Raw genomic sequence first — 15,111 nt, 5'->3', positions numbered from 1 at the left:
AAGGTGGCTTTGCGCATCGTCCGGGGGACCTTTCGAGGGGAACGGGAGCTTCTGCACCCGAATCGCTCCACACCGGACAGTTGTTACCCGATCAGGTGAGCTTCGGTCGCGAACCGCGACAGATCGGGCATGCGGTATGCCCGTGCGTTACCCGAACGAAGTGCTCTAAACCTTTTCTTTCCGGGGTAACCCACCGGAACAACGGAGAGTTGCCGCGGCCCGCGCCACGCCCGACGGTGGAGATCAGCAGCGAAAACCGAGGGAGAGAGGACGTGAGCGTCATGGCCGGGACTCTTCAGCCCCAGCAGTTGATGGACAGCGCGGTGGTCGATCCGGACGGCAACAAGATCGGCAAGGTCGGCAACGTCTACCTCGCCGACACGACCCGCGAACCCGAGTGGATCACGGTGAAGACCGGGCTGTTCGGCAGCAAGGAGAGCTTCGTGCCGCTGTCCGGCGCGAATGTCGACAACGACGGCGTCCACGTGAACGTCGCGAAGGACCAGGTGTCGGAGGCGCCGCGCATCGACGCCGACGGGCACCTGTCGTCGACGGAGAGCGCCGAGTTGTACCGCCACTACGGGTTGCCGATGCCGCGGAGTGCGCCGGACCAGGGGATGGCGGGTGGCCGTGGCCGGCAGGACCGCGATGCGATGAACACCTCCGCGGGCCGGGATGCACAGGGCACCACCGCCGGTCGGGACAAAATGGACACTGCCGCCGGCCGCGGCAAGCAGGACACCCGTGGCGACCGTTCCACGACGGACACTCGCGGCGAAGAGATGATCCGCTCGGAGGAGCGTCTCCACGTCGGCACCGAACAGGTCGAGACCGGGCACGTGCGGCTCCGCAAGTACGTGGTCACCGAAGAGCAGCAGGTGACCGTGCCGGTGAGCCACGAAGAGGTGCGCCTCGAGCGGGAGCCGATCACCGACGCGCGCGGCGGGACCGGCCGCACCGAGCTCGGCGAGCAGGAGCAGGACGTGGTGCTGCACGCCGAGAAGCCCGTGATCAGCAAGGAAACCGTGGCGGTCGAGCGCGCGCGGCTGAACACCGAGACGGTGACCGAGGAGCAGACCGTGAAGGGCGAGGTGCGCAAGGAGCAGTTCGACCTGAGCGACGACGCCCAGAAGCGCAAGCACTGACGAACGGCCCCGGAATAACCCCCTCCCGCTCCCGGTTCACTTGAATCATCAAGTCCGGGAGCGGGAGGCTGTCATGCAGTTCGGGATCTTCACCGTCGGCGACCTGGCGCGCGACCCCGTAGCGGGCACCACGCCGAGCGAGCACGAGCGCATCAAGCGGCTGGTCGAGACGGCCGTGCGCGCGGAGCAGGCCGGGCTCGACGTCTTCGCGATGGGTGAGCACCACAACCCGCCGTTCGTGCCGTCGTCACCCACCACCGTGCTGGGGTTCATCGCCGCGCAGACCAGCCGCATCCTGCTCTCCACGTCCACCACGCTGATCACCACCAACGACCCGGTGAAGCTCGCCGAGGACTACGCGATGCTGCAGCACCTCGCCGACGGCCGCGTCGACCTCATGATGGGCCGCGGCAACACCGGCCCGGTGTACCCGTGGTTCGGCAAGGACATCCGCGACGGGATCGCGCTGGCCGTGGAGAACTACGCACTGCTGCGCCGGCTCTGGCGCGAAGAGGTCGTGGACTGGCAGGGCAAGTTCCGCACGCCGCTGCAGGGCTTCACCTCCACGCCGCGCCCGCTGGACGGCGTGCCACCCTTCGTGTGGCACGGCTCGATCCGCAGCCCGCAGATCGCCGAGCAGGCCGCTTATTACGGCGACGGCTTCTTCCACAACAACATCTTCTGGCCCGCCGACCACACGAAACGCATGATCGAGCTCTACCGCACCCGCTTCGAGCACTACGGCCACGGCAGCGCCGAACAGGCCATCGTCGGCCTCGGCGGCCAGACGTTCATGCGCCCGAACTCCCAGGACGCCCTCCGCGAGTTCCGCCCCTACTTCGCCCACTCCCCCGTCTACGGCGGCGGCCCGTCCCTCGAGGACACGATGGACCAGACCCCGCTCTCGGTCGGCAGCCCCCAACAGGTCATCGACCGCACCCTCGCCTTCCGCGACTACGCCGGCGACTACCAGCGCCAACTCTTCAACGTCGACGGCATGGGCCTGCCCCACAAGACCGTCCTGGAACAGATCGACATCCTCGGCGAGCAAGTGGTTCCCGTCCTGCGCGCGGAGTTCGCCAAGAACCGCCCGGCCACCGTCCCGGACGCCCCCACGCACGCGTCCCTGGTGGCGGCCGCGGAGTCACAAGAGGCCGACGCGCGGAACTAGGGCCGATTCCGGGAGCGCAGGTTGGGCTGGTCGGCTTGAAGAAATTGCCGACCGGCCCCGGCGACCGTCCCGGACTCACGCACACGTCCCTGGTAGCGACCGCACAGGAGTCGCCGGAGACGGCCGCAGGGACCGGCAACGCGAGCCCACGTTGAAGTGGTCGGTTTGAAGGAAATCACCGGCCGACCCCGGTGACGAGGTTCCTCGGCGATCCGGTCGCGATCCCGGCCAGTGCGGCGTGCGACCCCGCAGATGGCTTCGAGCGGCACGGAGCCTGGCGCAGCCGCGTCGGCGGAGCCGACGATCAGGATCGCGTTCTCGGCGAGATCTGTACCGCGCGCGAAGAAGACCTCTTCGGACACCTCGTCGACGGGGCGCGCCGCGAACGCAAGCGTCGACAACCGCCCAGCGACCGTCCCAAACGCCCCACGCACGCGTCCCTAGCCGCCGCCGCTACGCAAGGAAGCGCGAACCTAGATCGCCGACTCTCCCTTACCCAACACCACGATCCCACCCGAGCTCACGTGGTAATGCTCCCGATCCCGCGCCAGGTCCACACCGATGTGCGCACCGGGCGGGACCACCACGTTCTTGTCCAGAATCGCCCGCCGCACCACGGCGCCGCGGCCGATGCGGGCGCCGTCGAGGATGACGGAGCCCTGGACGACGGCGCCGTTTTCGACGACGACGTCCGGGGAGAGGACGGAGTCCACGACCTGGGCGCCGGAGATGATGCAGCCGTTGCTGATGATGGCCTGCGTGGCGCTGCCGCCCTCCACGAACTTCGCCGCGGCGCGCTGGCCGGGGTAGGAGAGGATCGGCCATTTGCGGTTGTAGAGGTTGAAGATCGGGTAGGTGGAGATCAGGTCGGTGTGGGCGTCGTAGTAGCTGTCGATCGTGCCGACGTCGCGCCAGTAGCCGTGGTCGCGTTCGCTTTCGCCGGGGACCACGTTGCCGCTGAAGTCGTAGACGGCGGCTTCGCCCTTGTCCACGAGCGCCGGGATGATGTCGCGGCCCATGTCGTGTTTGGACCCGACGTTCTTCGAGTCCGCGTGCAGCGCGTCGAGCATCACCTGGGTGGTGAACACGTAGTTGCCCATCGACACGTACGACTCGCCGGGTGAATCGGGCAGGCCCGGCGGGTCGTCGGGCTTCTCGAGGAACGCGTCGATCTTCGTGCCGTCGCCGGTCTGGATCACGCCGAACGCGCTGGCCTCCTCGCGCGGCACGCGGATGCCGGCCACGGTGACGCCGGCGCCGGACGCGATGTGCGCGTCCATCATCTGGCGCGGGTCCATGCGGTAGATGTTGTCGGCGCCGAACACGGCGATGTAGGCGGGCGACTCGTCGTAGACCAGGTTGAGGCTCTGGTGGATCGCGTCGGCGCTGCCCTGGAACCACCGCGGGCCCAGCCGCTGCTGCGCGGGCACCGGGGTCACGTACTCGCCGGTGAGCGACGAAAGCCGCCACGTGGTGGAGATGTGGCGGTCGAGCGAGTGCGACTTGTACTGCGTGAGCACGCAGATGCGCCGGATCCCGCCGTGGACGAGGTTCGAGAGCACGAAGTCGATGAGGCGGTGCACGCCGCCGAAGGGCACCGCGGGTTTGGCCCGGTCGGCCGTGAGCGGCATGAGTCGCTTGCCCTCGCCGCCGGCCAGCACGATCCCCAGGACATCCGATCCGTCGATCACGAAACCCTCCCGCACGCCTCGTAGATCGCGACCGTCCTCGCGGCGATCGCCGCCCAGCCGAACTCTCCCACGGCCCGGTCGCGCCCGGCCAGACCCATCGCCGCGGCCCGGGCGGGATCCGCGACCAGCTCGTTGATCCGCCGCGCCAGCGCCGATTCGAAGGCCGCGGTGTCGTTCGAGTCGTAGTGCACGAGCAGCCCGGTCGCGCCGTCGGCCACGACCTCCGGGATGCCGCCGACGTCGCTCGCCACCACCGCGGTGCCGCACGCCATCGCCTCGAGGTTCACGATGCCCAGCGGCTCGTACACCGACGGGCAGACGAACACCGTCGCGTGCGTGAGCAGCTGCACCACCTCCGGGCGCGGCAGCATCTCCGGAATCCAGTGCACCCCGGTGCGCTTCTCCTGCAGCTCGGCCACGAGGCCGCGGAACTCCGCGTCGAGCTCCGGGGTGTCGGCGCCGCCGGCGCACAGCACCAGCTGCACCTCTTCGGCGAGCTCCGCGCCGGCACGCACCAGGTGCGGCACCCCCTTCTGCCGCGTGATGCGCCCGACGAACAGCGCGTACGGCCGGTCCGGGTCGATGCCGTGCTTGGCCAGCACGTCACGGCCGGGGTCCGGGCGGTAGAGCGTGGTGTCGATGCCGTTGTGCACCACGTGCACGCGCGCCGGGTCGACGGCCGGGTACGCGGTGAGCACGTCTTCGCGCACGCCCGCGCTCACGGCGATGATCGCGTCGGCCGCCTCGTAGGCGTCCTTCTCGATCCACGAGGACACCCGGTAGCCGCCGCCGAGCTGCTCGGCTTTCCACGGGCGCAGCGGTTCGAGCGAGTGCGCGGTGATCACGTGCGGGATGCCGTGGGCGAGCTTCGCCAGGTGACCGCCGAGGTTCGCGTACCAGGTGTGGCTGTGCGCGAGGTCGTGGCCCTCCAGCGCGGCGGCCATCGACACGGCGATGTCCATGGTGGCGAACGCGGTCTGCGCGTAGCCGTGGAGATCGCGGTGGCCGTGGGCGCCGTCGTCGCGGTCGGGTCCCCAGCAGTGCACGTCGAGGTCGACCAGCGACCTGAGTTCGCGGGCGAGGAACTCCACGTGCACCCCCGCGCCGCCGTAGACGTCCGGCGGATATTCCCGGGTGAGCAGGCCGACCTTCATGCTCCGACCCTAAACGGCGCGGGCCGGGAAGTGCAGTGCGGGGAAGCGACCAATCCGTGTCGCGATCGACTCACTTCGCGGGCGTCCCGGTGACCGGTGCCGGTGCGGGCACGGGTGCGGCGGGCAGCCGCAACCCGTGGTGGGCGAGCTCGCGCCCGGCCAGCTCGGCGACGACGTCCGGGTCGCGTTCGCGCCAGCCGGTGGTGAGGTCACCCGCGCGGACCTTGCGCGGCAGCGGCCGGGTCACGAGCGCGCGCAACGCGAGCAGGTCGAGCCCCTCCGCGCCCTGGCGACGGAGCCGGGCCGCGGCCGTGGCGCCGCGCGTGAACCGCCACCGCAGCGGCAGCCACGAAACCAGCAGGAACACCAGCGGCACGGCCACCACGAGCACCGCGAGCCACCACGCGAGGTCCTCGACGGCGCTGATCTGCCAACGGCCGGCGTCGGCCAGGTCGGTGCCGGCGGCCGAGCCCGAGTGCAGCGCGTCGGCGAGCGGGTGGCCGATCAGCGGTACCGCGCCGGCTTTGTCGGCGGCCGCGTCGAACGTCGAGCGCAGCCCGGAGCCCGCGTTCACGAGCCCGTCACCGGGCGCGCGCAGGCGCATCACCTCGGTGTACACGCGCACCGCGAGCCAGATCGCGAACGCGAGCAGCCCGGCCGCGAACACGTCGCTGAGCACCTGTGCGGTGCGGCGGACCGGGCGATCGGCGTAGACCTTCATGCGCGGCCCCTTCCCTCACGGCTGCGAACGACTACCCCAAGAGCCGCCTGCCGAACCACGATTACTCCTTGTGCAGCAACGAGTTCCGCCTCACGCCGGGCTCCGCTCCCCCACGACCACCGTCGCCCCGAGGTCCTCCGACTCCTCGGCCCACGCGCGCAGCCCCACCCGCGTCACCGCCGCGACGGCCGGCCCGGCCTGCCCCTCGCTCGTCTCGAACAGCACGCGCCCGCCCGGCGCCAGCCACTGCGGCGCTTCGCGCACCACGCGCCGCAGCACGTCGAGCCCGTCGGCTCCCCCGTCGAGCGCCACCAGCGGCTCGTGCTCCCGCGCCTCCGGCGGCAGCAGCGCGACCTCGGCGCTCGGCACGTAGGGCACGTTCGAGATCAGCACCTCGACGCGGCCGCGCAACCGCCGCGGCACCGGTTCGAAGAGGTCGCCTTCGTACACCGAGCCTCCGTACCCCGCACCTCCGAACACCGAGCCCTCGACGTTGAGCCGCGCGCACCGCACCGCCACCGGGTCCACGTCGGCCGCGTGCAGCTCGATGCCCGGCACCTCGGCCGCCACCGTCGCCCCGAGCGCGCCGGACCCGCAGCACAGGTCGAGCACGACCCCGCCGGGCCGCGCGAACCCCGCCGCCAGCCGCACGAGCAGCTCGGTGCGGTGCCGCGGCACGAACACGCCCTCGGCCACCACGAACCGGCGCTCCATGAACTCGGCCCAACCCACCACGTACTCCAGCGGCTCCCCCGCCACCCGCCGCCGCACCAATTTCTCGAGGACGGCGTCGTCGCCCGCGGCCGCTTCGCCGAGGATCCGCGCTTCCTCCTCCGCGAACACACAACCCGCCGCCCGCAACCGCGCGACCAAGACCTCTTCCGGCACGGACAATTCGACACCCTTTCCCCCGCGGAAAACCCGCCGTTCCCCGAGCCGGGGTTTCCACCGTAGTGACTTCGGCGCGCAGGCCCGGAACCGCTCCTCATCCGGCAGGCACAAGTGGAAATCGCGCTGCCCGGAAAAGGCGCGAAACGTTCCCGGGAAATTTCCGCGCCGGGCCTTGTGCGGAGAGCACTCGTTCTCCCGGTGGTCACGCGCTCGGAATGCGTCTACCGGGTAATCTGACCAGACGCTTGTACCAGTTTTTCTCCCGAAAGGCGGTGATCCGCAGGTGGCGGCCAACCGGCCCGCCGTCACGCGGCGGCGCGAACTCGCGCACACCAGTGCGCGCTCGTTGCTGATGACGGTGCTCGGCGAATACGTGCTGCCCCGGCAGGATCCCGTCTGGACGTCGTCGCTGGTCGACGCGCTGGCGCTGTTCAAGGTCGAGGAGAAGTCGGCCCGGCAGGCGCTCGCGCGGGCCTCCGGCGAGGGCTGGCTGAAGTCCGAACGCGCGGGCCGGCGCGTGCGCTGGGTGCTCACGCCGCCGGGACGCCGGCTGCTGAGCGAAGGCGCCGAGCGCATCTACGGGTTCGGCCGGCAGACGGGCCAGTGGGACCGCACGTGGCTGGTGCTGCTCGTGTCGGTGCCCGAATCGCAGCGCGACCTGCGCCACCGCATGCGCACGCGGCTGAGCTGGGCGGGCTTCGGCTCGCCGGCGCCGGGTGTGTGGATCAGCCCGAACACGGCGGCGGAAGCCGAGGCCGCGCGGCTCGTCGCGGAGCTCACCGACGGTGGGCAGGCCATGTCGTTCGTGGCGAGCTACGCCGAGATCGGCGACGAGCAGCAGATGGTGGCCCGCGCCTGGGACCTGCGCGAGCTCGAACACCACTACGAGCGGTTCATCGACGAGTTCACCGGCCTCGCGCCGCGTTCGGGCGAGGCCGTGCTGCTCGCGCAGACGCGGCTGGTGCACGAGTGGCGCCGCTTCCCGTTCCTCGACCCGGACCTGCCGCGCTCGCTCCTGCCGGACCGCTGGAGCGGCACCCAGGCGGCCGAGCTGTTCCTCACCCGCCACGCCGAATGGCGCGACGAGGCCCAGCAGCACTGGGACTCGTTCGTCGAGAGCGGCGACTAGCAGCGCTGCCTCGCCCCGCGGCTCAGCTGCGCGGGCCGTACTCCGCCACCAGCTCCGTATCGGCGCCGGCCGGCCCGAACGACAGCGCGCCGCCGGGCTGGCCGATCGGTGCGTCGCGGCCGGGCAGGGCCTCGGTGAAGAAGCGGCGGTTGTCCTCGGCGAACGCGGCGTACTCGTCCGGCACGTGCCGGTCCTGCGAGATCGCCTCCACGGGGCAGGCGGGTTCGCAGTTGCCGCAGTCGATGCACTCGAACGGGTTGATGTAGAGCTTCCGCTCGCCTTCGTAGATGCAGTCGACCGGACACTCCTCCATGCAGGAGCGGTCGGTGATGTCGATGCACGGTTCGGCGATCACGTACGGCATTGTTCTTCTCTCCCAACAGGTTTCAGACGCGCGCGGGGGCGGGCTCGTCGGTGGAGTGGCCGGGGAAGACCGGCGCGGCGGGGTCGATGTGGTGCGCGGCGTTGTTCACGGCCGTGGCGGCTTCCCCGAAACCGACGGCGATGAGCCGCACCTTGCCGGGGTAGTCGTTGATGTCACCGGCGGCGAAGATGCCCGGGACCGAGGTGGCCATGGCGGCGTCGACCGGGAGGTGGCGGCGGTTCTCCACGTCGATGCCCCACTTCAGCAGCGGCCCGAGGTTGGCCGTGAAACCCAGCGCCGCGATGATCCGGCCGCACGCCAGCTCCCGGGTCACGTCGCCGCTCTTCACCTCGACGCCGGCGATCTCGGCCGAGCCGCACACCCGCGAGATCTCGGCGTTCACCACCAGTTCCACCCCGAGCTCCCGCACGGCCGCGACGGTGGTGGGGTGCGCGCGGAACGTGTCGCGCCGGTGCACGAGCTTCACGGATTTGGCGACCGGGTGCAGCGCCAGTGCCCAGTCGAACGCCGAGTCTCCCCCGCCGACGATCACCACGTCGGTGCCGGCGTAGTCGTCGAGGTGGCGCACGAAGTAGGCCAGACCGGCGCCGTCGAACGCGGCCGCCGGGCCGAGCGGGCGCGGCGTGAAGGTGCCGATGCCGCCGGTCACGATCACCGCGCGCGCTTCGATCCGCGTGCCGAGGTGAGTCGTCACGGCGAACGTGCCGGGGCCGCGTTCGAGCACCTCGGCGCGGTGGCCGAGCAGGTAACGCGGCCCGAACGGCGCGGCCTGCTCCAGCAGGCGCTCCACCAGATCGCGGCCGCGCACCGACGGGAACCCGGCGATGTCGAAGATCTGTTTCTCCGGGTACATCGCGGAAATCTGCCCGCCCGGCTCGGGCAGCGAGTCGACGACCGCGACGGACAGGCCGCGGAAGCCGGCGTAGTAGGCGGCGTACAGGCCGGTGGGGCCGGCGCCGACCACGAGCACGTCGGCGACCACCGGCGCGGTGTCCTGCATAGTGTCCTGAGTGGACATTCGGGGCTCCCGGCACGGTCAGGGAAGGTGGACGTATTCGTAGTCGAACGGCCGGCCATTGATGCCGGTGCCCGGCGGCGCGACCCAGCTCGCGATCTTCCCGCGCTCGTACACGGGGTGCATGAGCGAGCGGACGAAGGCGAGGTCCTCGGGCGTCGGCAGCCAGTTGCGGCGGTTGGCCTCCCACGTGGCCTCGTCGACGATCGTGCCCTCGGGCGTGATGTGGTGGCCGGCGTTGAGGCCGACCTGCCGGTTGAACCCCGGGTGCGGCAGGGCGAACGTGAAGTCGATGCCCGCGTCGGCGACGATCTTGTTCCAGCGGTCGAGGCCGTTGCGGCAGTCGGCGATGTACTCGCCGCGCAGGTCGAGGTTGAGCGCGAGCAGCGTCTGCACCTCCTCGGTGTCCCACGTCCCGTCGGCGCGCGGGCGGTCGAGGAAGGTGCTGTCGCCGGTGAGCTGGTGGTCGTCCTTGCGGCGCGTCTCGTGCCAGCGGCCCTTGAGGCCGGCGGTGTAGTAGTTCGCCGCGTTGGTGGAGGTCTCACTGCCGAACAGGTCGAGCGACACGGTGTAGTGGAAGTTGAGGTAGCGCTGGATGATGTCGAGCGGAATACCACCGTGCGAAGCGATTTCGAGCGTGTCGTGCTCGCGGATCAGCTCGGCACTGCGGGCCACCACGCGGTCGATGCCGGTGGTGCCCACGAACATGTGGTGCGCCTCTTCCTTGAGCATGAACTCGCAGGTGCGCGAGAGCGGGTCGAACGAGGATTCCTTCAGCGTGCCGAGCTGGTACTTGCCGTCGCGGTCGGTGAAGTAGGTGAACATGTAGAACGCGAGCCAGTCGGCCGTCTCCTCGTTGAACGCGCCGAGGATGCGCGGGGTGTCGGGGCTGCCGGAGTTGCGGAAGAGCAGTCCTTCGGCTTCCTCGCGGCCTTCGCGGCCGAAGTAGGCGTGCAGCAGATACACCATGGCCCAGAGGTGCCGGCCTTCTTCCACGTTGACCTGGAAGAGGTTGCGCAGGTCGTAGAGACTCGGGGCGGTGAGGCCCAGCAGGCGCTGCTGCTCGACCGACGCCGGTTCGGTGTCGCCCTGGATCACGATCAGGCGCTGCAGGTCGGCGCGGTACTCCCCCGGAACCTGGTGCCACACCTCCTGTCCGGCGTGCTCGCCGAACGCGATGCGCCGGTCGGGGTCGCGCTCGGCGAGGAAGATGCCCCACCGGTAGTCAGGCACGTTCACGTGGTGGAAGTGCGCCCAGCCCTCGCGGCCCACGCTCACGGCGGTGCGCAGGTACACGCCCTGGGTTTCGAGCGTCGGGCCCATTTCGCCCCACCAGTTGAGGAACTTCGGCTGCCAGCCTTCGAGCGCGCGCTGCAGCCGCCGGTCGTCGGCGAGGCTGACGTTGTTGGGGATCTTGCCGGCGTAGTCGATCTTCTCGGGCACGGTCAGACTCGCTTCCGGTCGAAGGTCGCCTTCTGTCCCGTGCCGTAGCGGCGCAGCGCGCCTTCGGGGCCCGAGGCGTTCGGGCGCGTGAAGATCCAGTTCTGCCACGCGGTGAGGCGGCCGAAGATCTTCGTTTCCAGCGTTTCCGGGCCGACGAACCGGTGGTTCGCCTCCATGCCGGTGAGCGAATCCGGGCTCAGGGCCGCGCGGCCTTCCACGACGATGCGGATCTCGTCTTCCCAGTCGAGGTCGTCGGGCGCGTCGGTGACCAGGCCGAGCTCCACGGTCTCCGCCGGTGTGAGGGCGCGCCCGGTTTCGCGGTGCAGCCAGTCGAGGTGGTCGTGCTCGCCGTAGAACCGGGATTCCAGGCGGGACAGGCCGTTGCCCATCGGGAAGGTGCCGAAGTTGGCCTCGGACAGGGTGATCGCGGCGCGCTCTTCGGAGTCCTCGTCGTCGATCGGCGGACCGTCCAGGATGTACTGGCGGTCGGCGGCCAGCGCGAGCTCCAGCAGCACCCCGGCGAAGCAGCTGCCCGGCTCGATGAGCGCGATGAGGCTGCGGCTGGTCACGTCGAGCCGCTTCAGCACGCGCTTGGTGTAGTGGCGGATCTCGTTGCACAGCCAGTCTTCCCCGGCGTGGCCGAGCACCGCCTGCTCGTGGGCGAGCACGCGCTCGGCGTCGCCGCGGGTGCGCAGCAGCCAGGTGCCGAGGGTGGGCTCGTTGGTGCGCAGGCGGAGGATCAGGTCGTCGAGCTCGCGGGTCACCGCCAGCAGCCACGTGCCCGCGCCCCGCTCGTGGATCTCGGCCACGCTCGCGGGCGCGTCCCCTTCCGGGCCGTGCACGGTGATCTCGACGGTGCCGGCCGGCCGGTCGAACACCGCCGTCACGTGCGGGTACGTGAGACCCGACTCGGTCACCCGCCGGTCGAGCGGCGTGAGCTCCACGCCGGCCGCGTCGGCCGGTCGCGGGCTGTTCTCGGCCAGCTCCAGCGCCCGCTTTTCCACCACAGCGGCGAAATCACGGCGCGGCGCCAGCTCGTCCACGAGCTTCCACTCGACGGCCGTCTTGCCCTTCACGCCGTCACTGCGCGTGGCGAACACGTCGGCGCGATCCTTGCGCACCCCGCGCTTGTCGACCACCCGCGTGAGCCCGCCGGTGCCGGGCAGCACCCCGAGCAGCGGCACCTCCGGCAGCGCCACACTCGACGAATTGTCGTCGATGAGGATGATTTTGTCACAAGCCAGCGCCAGCTCGTACCCCCCGCCCGCGCACGCCCCGTTGACCGCGGCGAGGTAGGTCTGCCCCGAGTTCGCGGTGGCGTCCTCCATGCCGTTTCGCGTCTCATTGGTGAACTTGCAGAAGTTCACCTTCCACCCGTGCGCCGACGCGGCCAGCATCCGAATGTTCGCGCCGGCGCAGAACACCCCGTCCTTGCCGCTCATGAGAATCACCGTCTTGACCCCGGGGTGCTCGAACCGAAGCCGTTGCGTGGCGTCGTAAAGCTCGATGTCCACGCCGAGGTCGTAGGAGTTGAGCTTCAGCTCGTACCCGGGCACGAGACCGCCTTGCTCGTCGACGTCGAGCTCCAGCCACGCCACCGGGCCGGCCACGCGCAGCCGCCAGTGCCGGTAGCTCGCAGGGTGCCGATCGAAGCTCACCCCGTCGCTCCCCACCGGCGCCTCAGCCTCAGCACCTTCAGCGACAACCGTCATGGCGAACGCCTCCTCCGTCGGTTCGGTGGAGTTAGTTTCTACATAAGTCACCTAGTTCGTCAAGGTTGTGTAGAACATTGAGTGAAGGGAGGTGCTGGTCCGTCCGGGCCCGGGTCAGTGGTACCCCGGGCCCGGTTCGGGGGTCACGTTGGCCGTGGTGATCTCGTCGCCGCAGTGGGTGCAGGTCAGGAGGGGCGCGACGGGTTCGCCGCAGGAGTGGCGGAGCACCAGGGGTGGGCCGTCGGGGGTCGGGAGGTGGTCGTCGCCCCAGCGCATGAGGATCACCAGCGCCGGGAAGATTTCCTTGCCGGTGTCGGTGAGGCGGTATTCGTGGCGGTCCGGGTCGGTCGCGTAGACCACGCGGTCGAGCAGGCCCTGTTCCACGAGTTGCTTGAGCCGCGCCGAGAGCGTGGGGCGCGGGATGCCGAGGTTGCGCGCGAACTGCGCGTAACGGCGGACGCCGAAGAACGCTTCGCGCAGGATGAGCAGCGTCCAGCGTTCGCCGAGGACGTCGAGCGCGCGGCCGACGGACTCGGCGGTGAACCGCTGCGACCCGGCGGTCATGGCGCCAACTCCCGCAGCACCGTGCGTCCGGCCGGGTCCTCCGCCGTCGCAGGGACGAGGCCGACGTGGTCGGCGCCCGCGGCACGATACGCCGCGATGCGGGAGCGGATCTCCGTAGCCGACCCGAGCGCGCCGACGTCGGCGACCAGCGAAGGCGGCACCTTCAGCTCGGCGCGCGGCACACCGGCCCGCGCCGCCGTGACAAGGTCGCCGTAGCCGAGTTCGGCGAACATCTCGCCGTAGCCGGGCGGCCGCAGGTACACGCTCGCCTGCGCGGCGAGCTGCCGCACCGTCGCCTCGCCGGGGTTGAGCGCCACCGGCACCCACACGGCCAGCCGCGGCGGGGTGCGGCCCGCCGCCCGCGCGTGGGCGTCAAGCTCCACCCGCACCCGCGAAACGTGCGCGGGCGGAACCAGGTTGAGCACGACCTCGTCCGCGACTTCCGCGGCCACCTTGGTCATCGCCGGGCCGAACGCGGCCACCGTCAGCGGCACCGGAGACGCCGAACGCAGCCGAAAACCGTTGCTGCGCACGTGGTTTCCGGACACCGAAAGCTTCTGTCCCGAAAGGACGGTCCGCACCGCGGCCACCGTCTCGCGCATCCGCCCGGCGGCGTGCTCCCACGGCCGGTCGTGCCAGCCGGTCACGATCGCCGGGCTCGAGCCGCCCAGGGCGAGGCCCGCCGGCGGCCGCGCGAGCGTCGCGACGGACGCCACGCCGAGCCCGAGCGCCACGGGCGAGCGCACGCCGAGCGGCAGCGGGCCGATCTTCACGCCGATCCGCTCGGTCCGCAGGCTCACCGCCGTGGCGAGCGCGAACGCGTCGAACGTCGCCATCTCGCCCACCCACAGCTCGCCGAAGCCGCAGCGGTCGGCCTCCACCGCGAGGTCCACGGCCTCCGGCGCCGGCCGGTCGAGCCAGAACGGGGTGACGACGCCGAGTGCGGTCACAGCTGCGCCGTCTCGGTCTCGAGGCCGAGCAGGAGGCGGCCGGTCAGCTCGTAGGTCGCGGGGTTGACCTGGAAGTGCGCGGTGGCGGTGTGCGCGTCGCGGAAACGGCGCTGCAACGGGGAAGTCTCGTAGATCGCCGAGCCGCCGCCGAGGTCGTACAGCGAACGCGTGACGTCGGCCGACGTGCGGACCGCGTGGGTGCAGGCGAGGCGCAGGGCGAGGCGAAGGTCCTCGGAGATATCCGACGCGGCGGCCTCCCAGGCGTCGTCGATCGCGCGGTAGTAGAACTCGCGCGCGGCACGCAGCGACGCTTCCGCTTCGGCGACCGCGCTCTGCGTCGCGGTGCGTTCGGCCAGGGAGCGGCGCGAGCCGCTGGGGTGTTTGGCGCCGGCGAGCTCCACGAACTCCGTGATCGCGCCGCGGGCGTTGCCGAGCGCGGCGGCGGAGATCGACGCGGCGAAGAAGCCGAAGAGCGGGAACCGGTGCAGCTGCGAGGCACCGGCGGGCGGACCGTCCACAACGGACAGCAGGCGGTGGTCCGGCACGAACACCGCGTCGGCGCTGGTGTCGTGGCTGCCGGTGCCACGCAGGCCGGACGTGTGCCACGTGTCGTGGATCTCCAGCTCCGCCACGGGAATCGCGGCGACCACGAGCTTCCCGTCGAGCACCACGCCGAGGAAGATCCAGTCGGCATGGGTCACTCCGCTGCAGAAGGACCAGCGGCCGGAGACCGTGACGCCGCCGTCCACCCGCGTCGCCTTGCCGCGCGGCGCCCACACGCCCGCGGCGACGGTGCCGGGATCGCCGAACACCTCGTCGCCGCCCTTTTCCGGCAGGTACGCGCCGAGCAGGCTGCTCGTGGCCGCGATCGACACGCACCAGCCGGCCGACGCGTCGGCCTCGGCCACGCGCTCGGCCGCGCGCAGGATTGCCGCCGCCGAAGGCTCCGCGCCGCCGAGGCGAGCGGGCAGACCGGCGCGGAACAGGCCTGATTCGCGCGCCGCGTCGACGACCTCAGGCGCCAGCGACCGGCGCCGTTCGGTTTCGCCGGCCTGGTCCGCGGCCACCGCGGCCAGGGGAAGTGCCTTGTCGAGCAGGTCGTCGCGAGTGCCCACCGTTGTCCTCCGACCGGTTCAAGTT

General features: G+C 70.9%; 14 protein-coding genes. 3 read left to right on the top strand and 11 right to left on the bottom strand.

Features of this window, described 5'->3' with window-relative positions; genetic code table 11:
* Positions 1 to 281: 281 nt before the first annotated feature.
* Positions 282 to 1,145 (top strand): PRC and DUF2382 domain-containing protein, encoded by an 864-nt coding sequence (locus VSH64_RS04820; protein ID WP_326837909.1) that lies wholly within the window; start codon positions 282 to 284, stop codon positions 1,143 to 1,145.
* A 73-nt stretch (positions 1,146 to 1,218) separates the two neighbouring features.
* The gene (locus VSH64_RS04815) at positions 1,219 to 2,316 is read left to right on the top strand and encodes an LLM class flavin-dependent oxidoreductase (RefSeq protein WP_326834237.1); all 1,098 of its coding nucleotides are present in this window, start codon (positions 1,219 to 1,221) and stop codon (positions 2,314 to 2,316) included.
* A 473-nt stretch (positions 2,317 to 2,789) separates the two neighbouring features.
* On the opposite strand, the gene glgC is transcribed toward VSH64_RS04815, so the two are convergent.
* The 4 genes from glgC to VSH64_RS04795 all read right to left on the bottom strand — a co-directional run bounded on the left by glgC (position 2,790) and on the right by VSH64_RS04795 (position 6,776).
* Positions 2,790 to 4,007: a glucose-1-phosphate adenylyltransferase gene (gene glgC / locus VSH64_RS04810; RefSeq protein WP_326834236.1), complete on the bottom strand. Its 1,218-nt coding sequence runs from the start codon at positions 4,005 to 4,007 to the stop codon at positions 2,790 to 2,792.
* On the bottom strand, positions 4,004 to 5,161 hold the full coding sequence (gene glgA / locus VSH64_RS04805; RefSeq protein ID WP_326834235.1) for a glycogen synthase: 1,158 nt from the start codon (positions 5,159 to 5,161) through the stop codon (positions 4,004 to 4,006). The genes glgC and glgA overlap by 4 nt, the downstream gene beginning before the upstream one ends.
* Before the next feature lie 70 nt (positions 5,162 to 5,231).
* Positions 5,232 to 5,882: a hypothetical protein gene (locus VSH64_RS04800; RefSeq protein WP_326834234.1), complete on the bottom strand. Its 651-nt coding sequence runs from the start codon at positions 5,880 to 5,882 to the stop codon at positions 5,232 to 5,234.
* 90 nt (positions 5,883 to 5,972) lie between these two features.
* The gene (locus VSH64_RS04795) at positions 5,973 to 6,776 is read right to left on the bottom strand and encodes a putative protein N(5)-glutamine methyltransferase (RefSeq protein ID WP_326834233.1); all 804 of its coding nucleotides are present in this window, start codon (positions 6,774 to 6,776) and stop codon (positions 5,973 to 5,975) included.
* Between the two features lie 280 nt (positions 6,777 to 7,056).
* Between VSH64_RS04795 and VSH64_RS04790 the strand changes: the two genes are divergently transcribed.
* Complete coding sequence (locus tag VSH64_RS04790) at positions 7,057 to 7,902, top strand: PaaX family transcriptional regulator (protein WP_407655632.1); 846 nt, start codon at positions 7,057 to 7,059, stop codon at positions 7,900 to 7,902.
* A gap of 22 nt (positions 7,903 to 7,924) precedes the next feature.
* Here the strand turns inward: VSH64_RS04790 and fdxA are convergent, their stop codons facing one another.
* The 7 genes from fdxA to VSH64_RS04755 form a co-directional block, all read right to left on the bottom strand.
* The gene (gene fdxA / locus VSH64_RS04785; RefSeq protein WP_326834232.1) at positions 7,925 to 8,266 is read right to left on the bottom strand and encodes a ferredoxin; all 342 of its coding nucleotides are present in this window, start codon (positions 8,264 to 8,266) and stop codon (positions 7,925 to 7,927) included.
* A 22-nt stretch (positions 8,267 to 8,288) separates the two neighbouring features.
* Entirely contained in the window at positions 8,289 to 9,287 is a 999-nt protein-coding gene (locus VSH64_RS04780; RefSeq protein WP_407655674.1) for an NAD(P)/FAD-dependent oxidoreductase, read from the bottom strand.
* Between the two features lie 36 nt (positions 9,288 to 9,323).
* Positions 9,324 to 10,745: a benzoyl-CoA 2,3-epoxidase subunit BoxB gene (gene boxB, locus VSH64_RS04775; protein WP_326834230.1), complete on the bottom strand. Its 1,422-nt coding sequence runs from the start codon at positions 10,743 to 10,745 to the stop codon at positions 9,324 to 9,326.
* A gap of 2 nt (positions 10,746 to 10,747) precedes the next feature.
* On the bottom strand, positions 10,748 to 12,457 hold the full coding sequence (gene boxC / locus VSH64_RS04770; protein ID WP_326834229.1) for a 2,3-epoxybenzoyl-CoA dihydrolase: 1,710 nt from the start codon (positions 12,455 to 12,457) through the stop codon (positions 10,748 to 10,750).
* Between the two features lie 114 nt (positions 12,458 to 12,571).
* Positions 12,572 to 13,021 (bottom strand): winged helix-turn-helix transcriptional regulator, encoded by a 450-nt coding sequence (locus tag VSH64_RS04765; RefSeq protein ID WP_326834228.1) that lies wholly within the window; start codon positions 13,019 to 13,021, stop codon positions 12,572 to 12,574.
* The gene (locus VSH64_RS04760) at positions 13,018 to 13,971 is read right to left on the bottom strand and encodes an LLM class F420-dependent oxidoreductase (protein ID WP_326834227.1); all 954 of its coding nucleotides are present in this window, start codon (positions 13,969 to 13,971) and stop codon (positions 13,018 to 13,020) included. The genes VSH64_RS04765 and VSH64_RS04760 overlap by 4 nt, the downstream gene beginning before the upstream one ends.
* Positions 13,968 to 15,086: an acyl-CoA dehydrogenase family protein gene (locus VSH64_RS04755; RefSeq protein WP_326834226.1), complete on the bottom strand. Its 1,119-nt coding sequence runs from the start codon at positions 15,084 to 15,086 to the stop codon at positions 13,968 to 13,970. The genes VSH64_RS04760 and VSH64_RS04755 overlap by 4 nt, the downstream gene beginning before the upstream one ends.
* Between the last annotated feature and the right edge of the window lie 25 nt (positions 15,087 to 15,111).

The organism is Amycolatopsis rhabdoformis (genome assembly GCF_035918295.1).
GTDB classification, from domain to species: Bacteria; Actinomycetota; Actinomycetes; order Mycobacteriales; family Pseudonocardiaceae; genus Amycolatopsis; species Amycolatopsis rhabdoformis.
The sequence above is the reverse complement of the archived record's forward strand: the minus strand, read 5'-3'. Positions and strand labels throughout refer to the sequence as shown.